Here is a 13124-nt window from a genome sequence, read left to right as displayed (position 1 = left end):
TTTTTGTGCCTGAAATCCAGTAAATACGGGGCTTTCAGCGCTACTGGAGGCTTTCCAGCGAGGGGCACAAGAGAGATACGGTGCCAAACAAAAGCACTGGCGCAATTCACTCTTGCATGGGGGCTCTACGCAAAATCAACATTGCAATGAAAACCGCACCGACGATCCCTACCGAGATCATCAATCCATGCTCGCTGATGTAGGACACTGTGGCCCCCGTGGCAATGGGGCCCAATACGCTACCCAAGGTGTAGAACATCGCAATGGCCGTCATGGCGGTGGACACTTGATGTTCTCCAACCCGGTCTCCTGCCTCGATCACTGCCAGGGTGTTCATGCCGCCAATGGCGCCGCCCCACAGGAACACGATAATCGTCGCCAACCAAGGAAGCGGCTGGCTGAACGGAATGGCCAGGGTGCCCAACAACAGTATCAAGCCGCAGACTAATTGGCCGACTTTGTACGAACTGCGATCGGCCATCCAGCCGATCGGCAGTTGCAGGACGGTGCCGCCAATGCCGAACACCGATATCAGCAGGGTGGCGGCGGTCAACAGATAACCGGCCGAGAGGCTGTAGCCTGCAAGGAACGATACGGAGGAGGTTTCCGAAAAGCCTGCGATAAACGCGCCACACAGCGCCGTGGGGATGACGCTGAACAACTTGCCATGGCGTTTTTCCGCCGGGGTTTGCGGTCGCGTATCGTAGTCCTTGAGGGTCAAGGCCAGCGCGCCGGATAACAACACGATCACGGCACAGGCGTAGTAAGGCGCGGCACTCCCGACGCCGAACACAACCAACAGCAGCGGGCCAACAGCAATACCCAGGCCCATCAAGGTCTCATGAACTCCGATCGCACGCCCGCGCTCGTCTTTCGAGGCGACCGCGACGATCCACGTATCGCAGGCAATCCAGCGCAGGATCAAGCCAATACCGAGCACGAAGTTCAGCAAAAAAATCAGTACCAAATGGGAAGTCAAAGTCATACCGATCAACGCAGCAATCGTCAGCGCTGCGCTGAGGATATTCGTCTTGACGAGCCCCAGACGGGCCAGCAAACGCGGAACCCATTTGTAGAGCAACAGGATCGCCAACCATGAGGCACTGACAATCACCCCGATCTTTGCCGGCTCGACGCCTTGTTGCTCCAGCGAAAGCGAGAGCAGCGGAGTGACGGTACCAATCTGCACGATCTGCGACAGGGCCGAGAGAGTGTTTATCTTGGTGAGCGCAAACCAGCGTCGTTTGTCGGTGTACTCAATACTGGCATTTTCCATTCGTGACCGACCTTGGCTAGACAGCGGTAAAGTGTTCGAACTGCCACGGGCAGAGCTCACCTTCGGGCTTGTGGAATAGAGCATTAATGGTGTCCAGAGGCGTCCAGTCGGTCTGGATGCCTTCGAGACTTCCGAGGAAGGGTAGAGCAATTTCCAGCACCCGACGATGATCCATCTGTTCCGGCTCGACGATCCCGCGGTCGGGGTTTTCGATGGCCCAGATAATGCCTGAGTACACACCGGCAGCCACTTGCAGGCTGGTGGCCGTGTTGAAGGGGGCAATCTGCCGCGCCTCGTCGATGCTCAGGATCGAACCGTACCAATAGGCGTTGAGGGCGTGCCCCATAAGCAGCACGCCGAGCGCGTCGACACCACCTGGGGCAATCTCATCGTTCATGATCCGCTTACTGTCCTGGAGCTTCCAGCCCCTTCCTACATACTCGTGCACCGACAGTAGGGCATCGTCGCAAGGGTGGTAGGCGTAATGCACAGTTGGCCGGTACAGCAGCACGCTGCCATCCTTGACCGTCAAAAAGTCGGGAAGCGAAATGGCTTCGTTGTGGGTGATCAGCAGGCCAGTGCAGGGGCCGCCGTTGGGGGTCCAGGTTTTCACTGGCACCGAGGCACCGGGGCGCTCGAGGTAGATTGCGTTATTTGAACCGAACGGGTGATGACGAGCGAAAGGCGGCCAGGTTTTCTCGTGGGAACCCCAGCCCAGTTCCGCGGGCTGTCCGGCTTCGCTGACGAACCCGTCGACGGACCAGGTGTTGACGAACTCGTCATCAGACTTGATGCGTGACGAGCGCTGAGTGTCGCGTTCAGCGATGTGTATCACCTTTACGTTCAGCGCCATCGCCAGTTCGCCCCAGGCCAAGCGACCCTGGGCCTCAGGCACGGCCACGCCGAGTTTCGCAGCGAGTTGCAGTAAGGCCGATTTGACGAAATGCGAGACCAGGCCCGGGTTCGCGCCGTGAGTCACGACTGCCGTAGGGCCTGGCCCGAGTTCGTCTCCAAGGGCCAGCAACTGGTCGCGCAACGCGTAATTGGAACGCTGCGAGGTGGTCAGCGTGGGTTCGTTGTAGGTGCCCTCCCAGGGTTCGATGCAGGTATCGAGATACAACGCGCCTTGCGCATGGGCAAACCTGATCAGATCAGCGCTGCTCACATTGACCGACAGGTTAACGATGAAATCACCTGGCTGGACCACATCGCGCAACACGTGGCCAAGATTCTCGGGCGTCAACGCCACGTCGATAAAACTTACCCCCAGGTCGACGAACGGCTGGTGTTGCTCTATCTGCGGAGCGATGACCACAACCGATGAGAGATTGAATGCGCGCGCGCGGACAAGCAGCCCGATGGTCGCTTTGGTGATCGAGCCGAAGCCGATAAACACCAGTTTTTTGCCCGAAAAACTCGCTTCCTTGCTCATTTCAAATGGCCTCTAGAGTGGACTCAGTTGCGTCCAGGTGTTGGCTGCCAGGGGTGGCGGTCTCGCTGAAATCCGGTAGACGCCCGGTGGCGAAATACTGCTCCCATTCGCAAAATATCTTGGGCACGTAAATCAACGGCATATCGTGTCGATACAATGCCTTTACCGACTCTGCAAACGCCGGGTCCTGATGATTGGCGAACCAGTATTGATTGTTGTCATGCAAGTAGACCGGACACTTTTCAACGTCAGTCATATTGATGTAATTGCCCAGAGTCTTCTCAGCAATACGCTGCCAACCATGTAACACCACCTCGTAGAGCTGACCGCGCTCTGTCGAGGTCAACTCATACACCTCGCGTTTGAACTTCTGCAGGCTCATGTCACGGCAGAATATTGAAAAGGCATACACATCGGAGTTGAAGTTGACCGCTGGAATCGGTGCTGACATCAAAGGGTCATAAAGTTCGTCATCCAGATCATCTGACTGTGGACAAAATGCAACCGCATCAAAGTCTTCGAACAACACTTTAACGTTGGTGACCGGACACGTCAGATAGAGCTTTTTGTTTAGAGCGCGGCCCGTCGCCAACTCTTCGGCAGAGAACTCACTGAGCGGACTGAACAGGGCAGACAGACGTCGAACTTCTTGAGCCACGCTGTACGTGCTTTGCTCTGCGCTGGTGGTCGGGCAGATGATTAGACAAGCTACTGCCTCCCTGGCCTCGAGCGCTCGTACATAAGCCTCAAAGCTATCCCTGGCCTCTTGCGCGGTTCGAGCAATAGCCAGCATATAGCGATTCTTACTAAACTCTCGCCTACCCGCCGCGCATCCCAAACAACTGATGAACCAATCTTTCACTTCATCCAAAATTTTCTGATCGTCCATGGATCACCGTCCTGAGCGCTTTCCAAGTTTTGTGACAGACTGGCAAGGGAATGGCCTGAGTTTTTGGATCCAACCTGGCTTCGAAGCGATTAGTACATCGTGAAGAATCTAAGCACCAATACTCTTAAGACATAAGGTTATAAAAAAATTATTCACCGAATCGTCGGTAGTTACATGGGAGCTCGGCGTTAGGGATCGGCAACTACATCATCTAAAGACATCCAGGACGTCTTTTTTTGTGCCTGAAATTCAGTGAGCTCGAGGCTTCAACGGTACTTGCGTGGATATGCCCAGCAGGCCGAAGCATCAAGTAATCAGGCCTTTTCAACGACGCTTCGCTTTCCCCAGATCAGCAATCAGAAAATCCCTGAACGCAGAAACCGCGGCCGGTAAATTTCGGCCAGCCATGCTTTGCAGTTCGATGCGTCGTGCCTGCATGCCTTCGTCGAGGATCGGTACGCATTGCAGGGCCTTGTCCGCCACCTGCTTTTGCAAGGTCATCTCGCTGGCCAGGCTGATAACGCCTTCTTCGCGGACGAAGCTATAGAGCGCGGCAACGTAGTTGGTGGTCAACACCGGGTCGAACAACAACCCCTGTACGCCGCAACAGATATCGAACAGTTGCCGTATCGTCGTGTCGGCCTTGGGTAACGCAATGGGCCAGGGTTGTAACTCAGCGAGGCTGACCGCTTCACGCCCGGCCAAGGGATGGGAATTGGCGACCACGGCAAAAATCGCCCCGCTCAGGACATGTTCGACCTTGATTTCCTTTTGCGGCGTCAGGCTGAAGGTCATCGCCAGATCGGCTTCGCCGGAGCGCACCTTCTCGGTCGCTTCGGCAGGTGCACAGACCTCCAAGGTGAAATGAATGCCCTGATACTCGCGCCTGAACGCGCTGATGCTCCTGGGCATGTATTCCAGAGCAAATCCTTCCGAACAGGCCACATGCACATGACCCCGCTGCAAGCCATGCAGTTCGGTAATTTCCAGCACCACCTGCTCGGCCTCAAGCTGCGACTTGCGCGCATAGGCCGCCAATCGCGCCCCTGCCTCGCTGAGCACCATGCCTCGGGCCCGACGCTCAAACAAACTGGCATCCAGGGCCAACTCAAGCTTGGCGATTTGTCGGCTCACCGCTGACGCGGCGACATTCAAGCGCACGGAGGCTTCGCTGATCGATCCGCATCGCGCTACCTCCAGGAAATAACGCAGTGCCGTGGACTGCACACCATACAACTGCATCGGCGCCCCCAAGGATTGCCTTTTCGGCAATGCAAGTATCGAAATATTATTCTTGTGGCATTGATAGCCTTTCCCTACATTCGTGTCTAGACCAAAAACATGACCTGAGCTTCTCCCCCTCCTTTACGCATTTGCGATTCGCTGCCCTTTGATTCAACCACTCTCGCCAACGGAGACGACGGCATGGGCATCAAAGGTTTCGCCTGCAGCATTGCGCTGTTGGGCCTCATCAGCAGTTTTCCGGCGCATGCCGGTAAAGCCAACGACACCCTGGTTTACGCTTCCGACAGCGAACCTGAAAACATCAGCCCCTATCACAACGATTTACGCGAAGGTGTGATTCTCGGCCGGCTGATCTGGGACAACCTGATCTACCGCGACCCCAGCAATGGCGAATACAAACCCATGCTGGCCAGCAGTTGGAAACAGGTCGACGACACCACCATCGATTTTGAGCTGCGCAAAGGCGTCAAATTTCACAACGGCGACGCCTTCACCGCCGACGACGTGGTGTTCACCCTCAACTACGTGGTGTCGCCCGAAGCGAAAGTCGTTACCGTGCAAAACGTAGACTGGATCAAGAGCGCCGAAAAAACCGGTGACTACAGTGTCCGCCTGTATTTGAAGAAGCCTTTCCCTCCGGCACTGGAATACCTGTCCAATGCCGTCCCGATGTTCCCCAAGCAGTACTTCGAGAAAGTTGGCCTGGCCGAATTCAGCCGCAAGCCAGTGGGTACCGGGCCGTATAAAGCAATGTCGGTGGTGGCTGGCGAAGGCGTGACCATGGAGATCAACAAGGACTACTTTCCGGACAGCCCTCAAGGCAAGCCCCATATCGGCCACCTCAAGTTCCGGGTGATTCCGGATGCAGAAACCCGCCTGGCCGAGTTGATGACCGACGGTGTCGACTGGACTTGGCGTGTGACCTCGGATCAGGCCGTCGACCTTAGAGGTATGCCGAACCTGACCGTGACCAGCGGCGAAACCATGCGCATCGGCTTCCTGATTCTCGATGCCCGGGGCACCTCCACTGAAAACTCGCCGATGAAGAACCTCAAGGTGCGTCAGGCCATCAACCATGCGATCAACCGCAATGCACTGGCCACGCAAATGGTGGGTGGCGAAGCCAAACCCTTGCAGGTTGCCTGTTATCCAGGCCAGTTCGGCTGCGATACCACCGCGGCCACGGTATACGACTACGACCCGGCCAAAGCCAAGGCGCTGCTCGCCGAAGCCGGTTACCCGAATGGCTTCGAGACAGAAATCTTCGCTTATCGCGACCGTGATTACGTCGAAGCCATCATCGGCAACCTACGTGCCGTGGGCATCAACGCCAAGTTGCGCTACTTGAAGTACGCCGCACTGCGCGATCAGCAACGTGGCGGCAAGGTGCCCATGTCGTTTCAGGCCTGGGGCTCGTTCTCGATCCTCGACACGTCGGCATCGGCCGGCACCTGGTTCAAGGGCAATCCGGACGACAACATCAAGGACCCGCAAGTCCAGAGCTGGTTGCAGACCGCTGACAACGCCCTCGACCCGCAATTGCGCAAGGATAACTACCGCAAGGCGCTGCAACGCATCAGCGAACAGGCGTACTGGGCGCCGCTGTTCAACTACTCGATGAACTACGCCTACACCTCCGAACTCGCGTTCACGTCGTACCCGGATGAGCTGCCGCGTTTCGTTCAGTCCAGCTGGAAGTAATCCGCAACAGAGCGGATCGATCGAGAGGTGCCGTGGTGTGGATTAAGCCGCACCACGGACACGTCCTCACACCTGTTATCCATTGGATATGAGGAAACTTGCCATGCTTGGATTCCTTCTACGCCGTCTGGGCATCGCTGTTTGCGTTGCCATTACCGTGTCGGTGATCAGCTTTTCGCTTTTGCACCTGTCCGGCGACCTGGCCACGGCTATTGGTGGGCCGGAAGCCACCAGCGAACAGATCGAACAGATCCGCGTGCAGTACGGTTTGAACAAACCGCTACCGACCCAGTACTTCAATTGGCTGGGAGATTTGTTGCAGCTGGACCTGGGCAACTCTTTTTTCTTTCAGGAATCGGTCTACAACCTCGTCGCCAGCCGCTTGCCGATTACCCTCGGGCTAGGTGCCATGGCGCTGGGTATCGCCTTGCTGGTGGCGATTCCACTGGGCGTGCTGGCCGCGGTCAAACGCGACACCTGGGTTGATCGACTGGCCTTGAGCATTGCGGTGCTGGGTCAGGCAATGCCCAGTTTCTGGTTTGCGCTGATGTTGATCGTGGTGTTTGCGGTGACGCTCAAGTGGCTGCCAGTGTCCGGTAACTCGACCATGCTGCACTTCGTCATGCCGGCCATTGCCTTGGGCTACTACGCGACTCCGGCAATCATGCGCCTGACGCGCGCAGGCATGCTTGATGTGCTCAGCTCCGATTACATCCGCACCGCCCGCGCCAAGGGCCTGCGCCCTGCCCGCGTGCTGTTCAAGCATGCCCTGCGCAATGCCTTGATTCCGGTCGTCGCACTGGCGGCGGTGGAGTTTGGCTTCATGCTCGGCGGTTCGGTCGTGATCGAAACCGTGTTCTCCCTGCAAGGCATCGGACAGCTTGCCTGGGACGCCATCGCCCGTGATGACTTTCCGGTGGTACAGGCCGTGGTCCTGCTGATTGCGGTGATCTACATCATCCTCACCTTGCTGGCCGACGTGCTCAACGCACTGCTCGACCCGCGCATTCGCGTGCGCTAGGAGGTTTACATGAGCACTCCCACGACCCTCGCGATCAATGACTACCTGCCACCACCGAGCAGCCTGAGCCGAGTACTTGGCAAGAGCTTTCGTCATCGGGGTTTCGCCATCGGCGCGGTGCTGTTGCTGATCATCTTCGCGGGTGCATTGTTCGCGCCGTGGCTGGCACCTTACGACCCTTATGCGCAAGACGTGATGCTACGCATGAAACCGCCGGCATGGATGGCCAACGGCACCTGGGAATACCCCCTGGGAACCGACAAGCTGGGCCGTGACTACCTGTCGCGACTGCTCTACGGCGCACGTATCTCGCTGTTCATCGGCATTGCGGCGGCGCTGATTTCCGGCTTTATCGGCACCGTCATGGGGCTGTTGGCCGGTTACTACGGCGGCAAGGTCGATGCGTTCATCAGCTACCTGATCACCACTCGGCTGGCGATGCCGGTCGTGATGGTCGCGCTGGCCTCGGCCTCGCTGATGGGCGGCTCGTTGAAAGTGGTGATCGTGCTGCTCGGCTGCCTGTTATGGGATCGCTTCGCGGTGGTGGTCAGGGCTTCGGTGCAACAGATTCGCGATGCTGAATATGTGGCCTCGGCCCAGGCGCTTGGCTGCTCGACCCTGCGCATTCTGGTCAGCGAAATCCTGCCCAACCTGGTCGGCGCGCTGATCGTCGTCGCGACGCTGGAAATGGCCCACGCGATCCTCCTGGAGTCGGCGTTGTCATTCCTCGGCGTGGGTGTGCAGCCGCCGACACCGTCCTGGGGTTTGATGATCGCCGAAGGCAAACCCTACATGTTCTTTTCCCCGTGGGTCATCGCCATTCCCGGTGTCGCCCTGATGATTCTGGTGCTGGGCATCAACCTGGTCGGCGATGGCCTGCGCGATCTGATTTTGCCCGACGGCCGTAACTGAAAGAGGGTACCGAACATGGCACTACTCCATGTAGAAAACCTGCGCGTGGATATCCCCATGGGCAACAGCCCGACACCGGATGACATGCTGCATGCAGTGCGCGGTCTGAACTTTGAAGTCGAGCGCGGTGAAATGTTGTGCATCGTCGGTGAGTCCGGCTGCGGCAAATCCTTGACCTCGCTGGCGCTGATGGACCTGTTGCCACGCAAGGCCAAACGCACTGCGTCCCGGCTGACCCTGGACGGAATCGACATGCTGGGCCAGAGCGAGCGGCGCATGTGCGACCTGCGCGGCAACCGCCTGGCGATGATCTTCCAGGAACCGATGACCTCGTTGAACCCGGCCTACAGCATTGGCGATCAGCTCAGCGAAGTGCTGATTCAGCATCGTAAGGTGTCACGCAAGGATGCCCTGGCTCGCGCCGCGCAGATGCTGGAGAAAGTCGGTATCAGCAATGCCACCGAGCGCTTGCGTCAGTATCCGCATCAGCTTTCGGGCGGTTTGCGCCAGCGGGTGATCATTGCCATGGCGTTGATGTGCGAACCGGACCTGATCATCGCCGATGAGCCCACCACTGCATTGGACGTGACCATCCAGGCGCAGATCCTGCGCTTGATCCGCGACATCCAGAAAGAACTCGGCCTGGCGGTGATCTTCATCACCCACGACCTCGGGCTGGTGGCACGGATCGCCGATCGGGTCGCCGTGATGTATGCCGGGGAAATCGTCGAGACGGCCCCTGCCCTGCAACTGTTCGAGAACCCGCAGCATCCGTACACCCGCGGTCTGCTGGCCAGTATTCCTATCCCTGGCCGGACCAAACCGGGGGAGGCGCTGGGTTCGATTCCAGGCCTGGTGCCAAGCCTGGTTGGTGAACAGCAAGGTTGTGCGTTCCGCAATCGTTGCGCTCAGGCGATACCCGCCTGTGCGCAAGACATCCCCGAAGTCGAGCAGAACGGACACATGGCGCGCTGCCTGTTCGCCGCTCCGGACCCAGCACCGATTCGCCATCAGAAGAGTGCATGGTCATGAAAAAAGACATCGCTTTGGAGCTGTGTGACATCCGTCGCGAGTTTCGGATCAACAAGGGCTTTTTCAAACCCGCCGCCACCCTGAAAGCCGTGGATGGCGTTTCCCTGCGCCTGATGCGTGGCGAGACCCTCGGCCTGGTAGGTGAGTCCGGTTGCGGAAAAAGTACCCTGGCAAAACTCCTGCTCGGCCTGTTGCCGCCTACCAGCGGCGATGTGCTGGTCAATGGCAAACATCTGGCGGCGACTGATCGCAAGGAAATGTCCCGGCACATTCAGCCGATATTCCAGGACCCGTACTCCTCGCTGAACCCGCGCAAGACCCTGCGCGAAATCATTACCCTACCGCTGATCGTGCATGACATCGGCAGCCCTGCCGAGCGACGCAAGAAGACCGAAGAAATGCTCGATGTGGTCGGCCTGCCCAAGCGGGTGATCGACAGCTACCCGAGTCAGCTGTCCGGTGGACAGCGCCAGCGGGTCGCGATCGCACGGGCGCTGATCATGCGCCCCGATGTATTGATTTGCGACGAGCCCACATCAGCACTGGATGTATCGGTGCAGGCGCAGATTCTCAATCTGCTGCAAGACCTCAAGCGCGAATTCGGCCTGACCTACCTGCTGATCAGCCACAACCTCGCGGTCATCGAACACCTCGCCGACCGAGTCGCGGTGATGTACCTGGGGCGCATCGTCGAAGAGCGCACTCGCGAATCGTTGTTCGCCAAACCCGGCCACCCTTATACCCGCGCCTTGCTGGATTCGGTGCTCACGCCCGATCCGCGCCTGGGCATTCCCGAAATCGGCCTGCACGGCACTTTCCCCAATCCGATGTCACCGCCGTCCGGTTGCGCCTTCCATCCACGCTGCCCGAGCTGCTTCGCACCGTGCAAAACGGCCTACCCGGCCAATGATTCGATTATCGGGGGCAACGTGCGTTGCCACCTTCACGACAATCCTGCCCAAACACTGGAGCTTGTCCACTCATGAGTCGTTCACTGGCCATCAGCAACACCACAGAGCAATTTAACAACGGCGCATTTTTCAATCTGCTCGAACGCAGCGTCGCCTTGCCCACCGAAAGCCAGGCAGCGGACAGCCAGCCCGAGTTGTATCGCTACCTCAATGACTTCATCACCCCCCACGTCGAGGCGATGGGCTTCAGCGTCAAAATCTATGACAACCCGGTGGCAGAGCGCGGCCCTTTCATGATCGCCACACGCATTGAGCACCCAGCGCTGCCGACCGTGCTCAGCTACGGCCACGGTGATGTGGTGCGCGGCTATGAGGCGCAATGGCGTGAAGGCCTGTCGCCGTGGCAAGTCACGGTCGAAGGCGATCGCTGGTACGGCCGCGGCACGGCGGATAACAAAGGCCAGCACCTGATCAACCTGACCGCGCTCGAACAAACGCTCAAGGCTCGCGACGGCAAGCTGGGGTTCAACGTCAAGCTGCTGCTGGAAATGGGCGAAGAAGAAGGCTCGCCGGGCTTGAATGCGTTCTGTGCTGCGCACAGCAAAGAGCTCGCGGCGGATATTTTCATCGCCTCGGACGGCCCGCGCCTGGCGGCATCACGACCGACGATTTTTCTGGGCTCACGTGGGGTGTTCAACTTCGAGTTGGTGGTCAATTTGCGCGAGGGCGCCCATCACTCTGGCAACTGGGGCGGGTTGCTGGCTAACCCTGGCATCATCCTGGCCAATGCCATCGCGAGCATGGTCGATGAACACGGTCGGGTGAAAGTGGCAGGCCTGCAGCCCGAGACACTGCCGGAGCCGGTTCGCCAGGCACTGGCTGATATCGACGTGGGTGGCGGGCCGGGCGATCCGGAAATCGACGCCAACTGGGGTAACCCGCAGCTCTCGCTGAGCGAAAAGGTGTTCGGCTGGAACACCCTCGACGTCATCGCCTTCAAGACCGGCAACCCGGACGCCCCCGTGCATGCGATCCCGGGTAAAGCCAATGCCCACTGCCATATCCGCTTCGTGGTGAACAGCGACTACACGACCTTTATCCCGGCTGTTCGTGCCCACCTGGATGCTCACGGCTTCAGCAATGTCGAGGCCAGGCAAAGCCGCATCGATGTGATGCATGCCACTCGGCTGGATCCGCAAAGCCCGTGGGTCAGTTGGGCACTCAGCTCCTTGGCCCAGACCACCGGCAAAAAACCTGCGCTGCTGCCAAACCTCGGTGGCTCGCTGCCCAACGATGTGTTCGCGGACGTGCTCGGCCTGCCAACCCTGTGGGTGCCGCACTCGTACCCGGCCTGCTCACAACATGCGCCGAACGAGCACTTGCTGGCACCGGTGGTCAAGGAAAGCCTGCAAATCATGGCAGGGCTATTCTGGGACCTGGGCAACGACGCGGCACGCCTGACCCAGGAACATCAGTTACGGGAGCAAGCGCAATGAATACCGGTCCACAACAGGCGCTGGACTGGCTTGCCGACCAGCGCCCAGCCATGGAAGCGCTGCTACAGCACATCGTCGACACCGACTCCAACAGCTATGACAAGGCCGGCGTCGACGCTGTGGGCGCGCTGCTCGCGGCTGAACTGGAAGCCGACGGCATCCTGCTCCAGCGCATGCCGGTCGATGGTTTTGGCGACGTGATGCTCGCCGAAGTGCCGGGCGCCTCAGGAAAGCCGGTGCTGTTGCTCGGCCATCGCGACACGGTGTTTCCCAAAGGCACCACCACGACTCGCGGCTACAGCCGCGACGCCGACCTCGCCTATGGCCCCGGCGTCGCCGACATGAAAGGCGGCCTGGTGCTCAATTGCTTCGCCCTCAAGGCTCTCAAACGCGCCGGTCAGTTGCCCTATCCGGTACAGGTTCTGTACACCGGTGACGAAGAAATCGGTTCCGGCAGTGCCAGAACTCATATCGAAAAAGCCGCCCGTGGCGCGCGTGCCGTGCTCAATACCGAACCCGGTCGGGCCAGCGGCAACGTGGTCAGCGCACGCAAAGGCGGCGCCACGCTGATCATCGAAGTCAGCGGCCGCGCGGCGCATGCCGGGGTCAATCATGCCGACGGCGCCAGCGCCATCGAGGCCCTGGCACGCAAGATCGTCAAGCTCCATGCCTTGACCGACTACCCGGCAGGCATCACCACTAACGTTGGCCTGATATCCGGTGGCACGTCCAGCAACACCGTCGCGCCCAGCGCCTGCGCGCGGCTGGACGTGCGCTTCATCGAGCTCAAGCACTGGGACCAGATCCTTAGCGCAATCCTGGCCATCGTTGCAGAAGAAGAACTGATCGGCACCAGCGCCATCCTCAAGGAAGCGACGACCTTTCTACCGATGGAAGCCCATCACAGCGAACGGCTGCTGCGCATCTACCAACAACAAGCGCTGGCGCTGGGCTTCAGCGTCGAAGGCGAGTTCACCGGCGGTTGCGCCGACTCCGGATTCACCGCCAGCCTGGGCATTCCCACCCTGTGCGGCCTCGGGCCGGTGGGTGGCAAGGTCCACACCGATCGTGAATATCTGGAACTGGACACGCTGGTGCCCCGTGCTCAGGCCTTGGTGGCAACCATTCTGGCTGTCGGCGAGGGCAGTTGAGGTAATGAGTATCTACGAATCGCCGGGGATAGGGTGTTCACGCACTCACGCCCCGGCG

Annotated in this window: 11 protein-coding genes; 7 read left to right on the top strand and 4 right to left on the bottom strand. The window is 59.1% G+C overall.

Annotated elements, in window-relative coordinates:
• Positions 1 to 106: 106 nt before the first annotated feature.
• From PSH86_RS04055 to PSH86_RS04040, 4 genes are all read right to left on the bottom strand, one after another.
• Positions 107 to 1276: an MFS transporter gene (locus PSH86_RS04055; protein WP_176688652.1), complete on the bottom strand. Its 1170-nt coding sequence runs from the start codon at positions 1274 to 1276 to the stop codon at positions 107 to 109.
• Between the two features lie 16 nt (positions 1277 to 1292).
• Positions 1293 to 2708, bottom strand: a complete 1416-nt coding sequence (locus PSH86_RS04050; RefSeq protein ID WP_109753458.1) for a saccharopine dehydrogenase C-terminal domain-containing protein — start codon at positions 2706 to 2708, stop codon at positions 1293 to 1295.
• A 1-nt stretch (position 2709) separates the two neighbouring features.
• Positions 2710 to 3597 (bottom strand): hypothetical protein, encoded by an 888-nt coding sequence (locus PSH86_RS04045; protein ID WP_305488030.1) that lies wholly within the window; start codon positions 3595 to 3597, stop codon positions 2710 to 2712.
• Positions 3598 to 3921: 324 nt separating this feature from the next.
• On the bottom strand, positions 3922 to 4839 hold the full coding sequence (locus PSH86_RS04040) for a LysR substrate-binding domain-containing protein (protein WP_025569579.1): 918 nt from the start codon (positions 4837 to 4839) through the stop codon (positions 3922 to 3924).
• 183 nt (positions 4840 to 5022) lie between these two features.
• Here PSH86_RS04040 and PSH86_RS04035 point away from each other — a divergent pair, with 183 nt between their 5' ends.
• From PSH86_RS04035 to PSH86_RS04005, 7 genes are all read left to right on the top strand, one after another.
• Complete coding sequence (locus PSH86_RS04035; RefSeq protein ID WP_305488027.1) at positions 5023 to 6543, top strand: ABC transporter substrate-binding protein; 1521 nt, start codon at positions 5023 to 5025, stop codon at positions 6541 to 6543.
• A 103-nt stretch (positions 6544 to 6646) separates the two neighbouring features.
• The gene (locus PSH86_RS04030) at positions 6647 to 7564 is read left to right on the top strand and encodes an ABC transporter permease (protein WP_109753455.1); all 918 of its coding nucleotides are present in this window, start codon (positions 6647 to 6649) and stop codon (positions 7562 to 7564) included.
• A gap of 9 nt (positions 7565 to 7573) precedes the next feature.
• Positions 7574 to 8476 (top strand): ABC transporter permease, encoded by a 903-nt coding sequence (locus tag PSH86_RS04025; RefSeq protein ID WP_109753454.1) that lies wholly within the window; start codon positions 7574 to 7576, stop codon positions 8474 to 8476.
• Between the two features lie 15 nt (positions 8477 to 8491).
• Complete coding sequence (locus PSH86_RS04020) at positions 8492 to 9508, top strand: ABC transporter ATP-binding protein (RefSeq protein ID WP_109753453.1); 1017 nt, start codon at positions 8492 to 8494, stop codon at positions 9506 to 9508.
• Complete coding sequence (locus tag PSH86_RS04015) at positions 9505 to 10494, top strand: ABC transporter ATP-binding protein (protein WP_163855366.1); 990 nt, start codon at positions 9505 to 9507, stop codon at positions 10492 to 10494. The genes PSH86_RS04020 and PSH86_RS04015 overlap by 4 nt, the downstream gene beginning before the upstream one ends.
• Positions 10491 to 11915: a M20 family metallopeptidase gene (locus PSH86_RS04010; protein ID WP_305488021.1), complete on the top strand. Its 1425-nt coding sequence runs from the start codon at positions 10491 to 10493 to the stop codon at positions 11913 to 11915. The genes PSH86_RS04015 and PSH86_RS04010 overlap by 4 nt, the downstream gene beginning before the upstream one ends.
• The gene (locus tag PSH86_RS04005; protein WP_305488018.1) at positions 11912 to 13066 is read left to right on the top strand and encodes a M20 family metallopeptidase; all 1155 of its coding nucleotides are present in this window, start codon (positions 11912 to 11914) and stop codon (positions 13064 to 13066) included. The genes PSH86_RS04010 and PSH86_RS04005 overlap by 4 nt, the downstream gene beginning before the upstream one ends.
• Positions 13067 to 13124 lie beyond the last annotated feature (58 nt).

Source organism: Pseudomonas sp. FP2300, assembly GCF_030687595.1.
In the GTDB taxonomy this organism is placed as follows: Bacteria; Pseudomonadota; Gammaproteobacteria; order Pseudomonadales; family Pseudomonadaceae; genus Aquipseudomonas; species Aquipseudomonas bijieensis.
This window is presented reverse-complemented; position numbering and strand designations above follow the sequence as displayed.

Coding starts and splice junctions, on each gene's coding strand:
- PSH86_RS04055 (WP_176688652.1), bottom strand. CDS start 1,276: ATGGAAAATGCCAGTATTGAGTACACCGACAAACGACGCTGGTTTGCG.
- PSH86_RS04025 (WP_109753454.1), top strand. CDS start 7,574: ATGAGCACTCCCACGACCCTCGCGATCAATGACTACCTGCCACCACCG.
- PSH86_RS04030 (WP_109753455.1), top strand. CDS start 6,647: ATGCTTGGATTCCTTCTACGCCGTCTGGGCATCGCTGTTTGCGTTGCC.
- PSH86_RS04040 (WP_025569579.1), bottom strand. CDS start 4,839: ATGCAGTTGTATGGTGTGCAGTCCACGGCACTGCGTTATTTCCTGGAG.
- PSH86_RS04020 (WP_109753453.1), top strand. CDS start 8,492: ATGGCACTACTCCATGTAGAAAACCTGCGCGTGGATATCCCCATGGGC.
- PSH86_RS04035 (WP_305488027.1), top strand. CDS start 5,023: ATGGGCATCAAAGGTTTCGCCTGCAGCATTGCGCTGTTGGGCCTCATC.
- PSH86_RS04015 (WP_163855366.1), top strand. CDS start 9,505: ATGAAAAAAGACATCGCTTTGGAGCTGTGTGACATCCGTCGCGAGTTT.
- PSH86_RS04005 (WP_305488018.1), top strand. CDS start 11,912: ATGAATACCGGTCCACAACAGGCGCTGGACTGGCTTGCCGACCAGCGC.
- PSH86_RS04045 (WP_305488030.1), bottom strand. CDS start 3,597: ATGGACGATCAGAAAATTTTGGATGAAGTGAAAGATTGGTTCATCAGT.
- PSH86_RS04010 (WP_305488021.1), top strand. CDS start 10,491: ATGAGTCGTTCACTGGCCATCAGCAACACCACAGAGCAATTTAACAAC.
- PSH86_RS04050 (WP_109753458.1), bottom strand. CDS start 2,708: ATGAGCAAGGAAGCGAGTTTTTCGGGCAAAAAACTGGTGTTTATCGGC.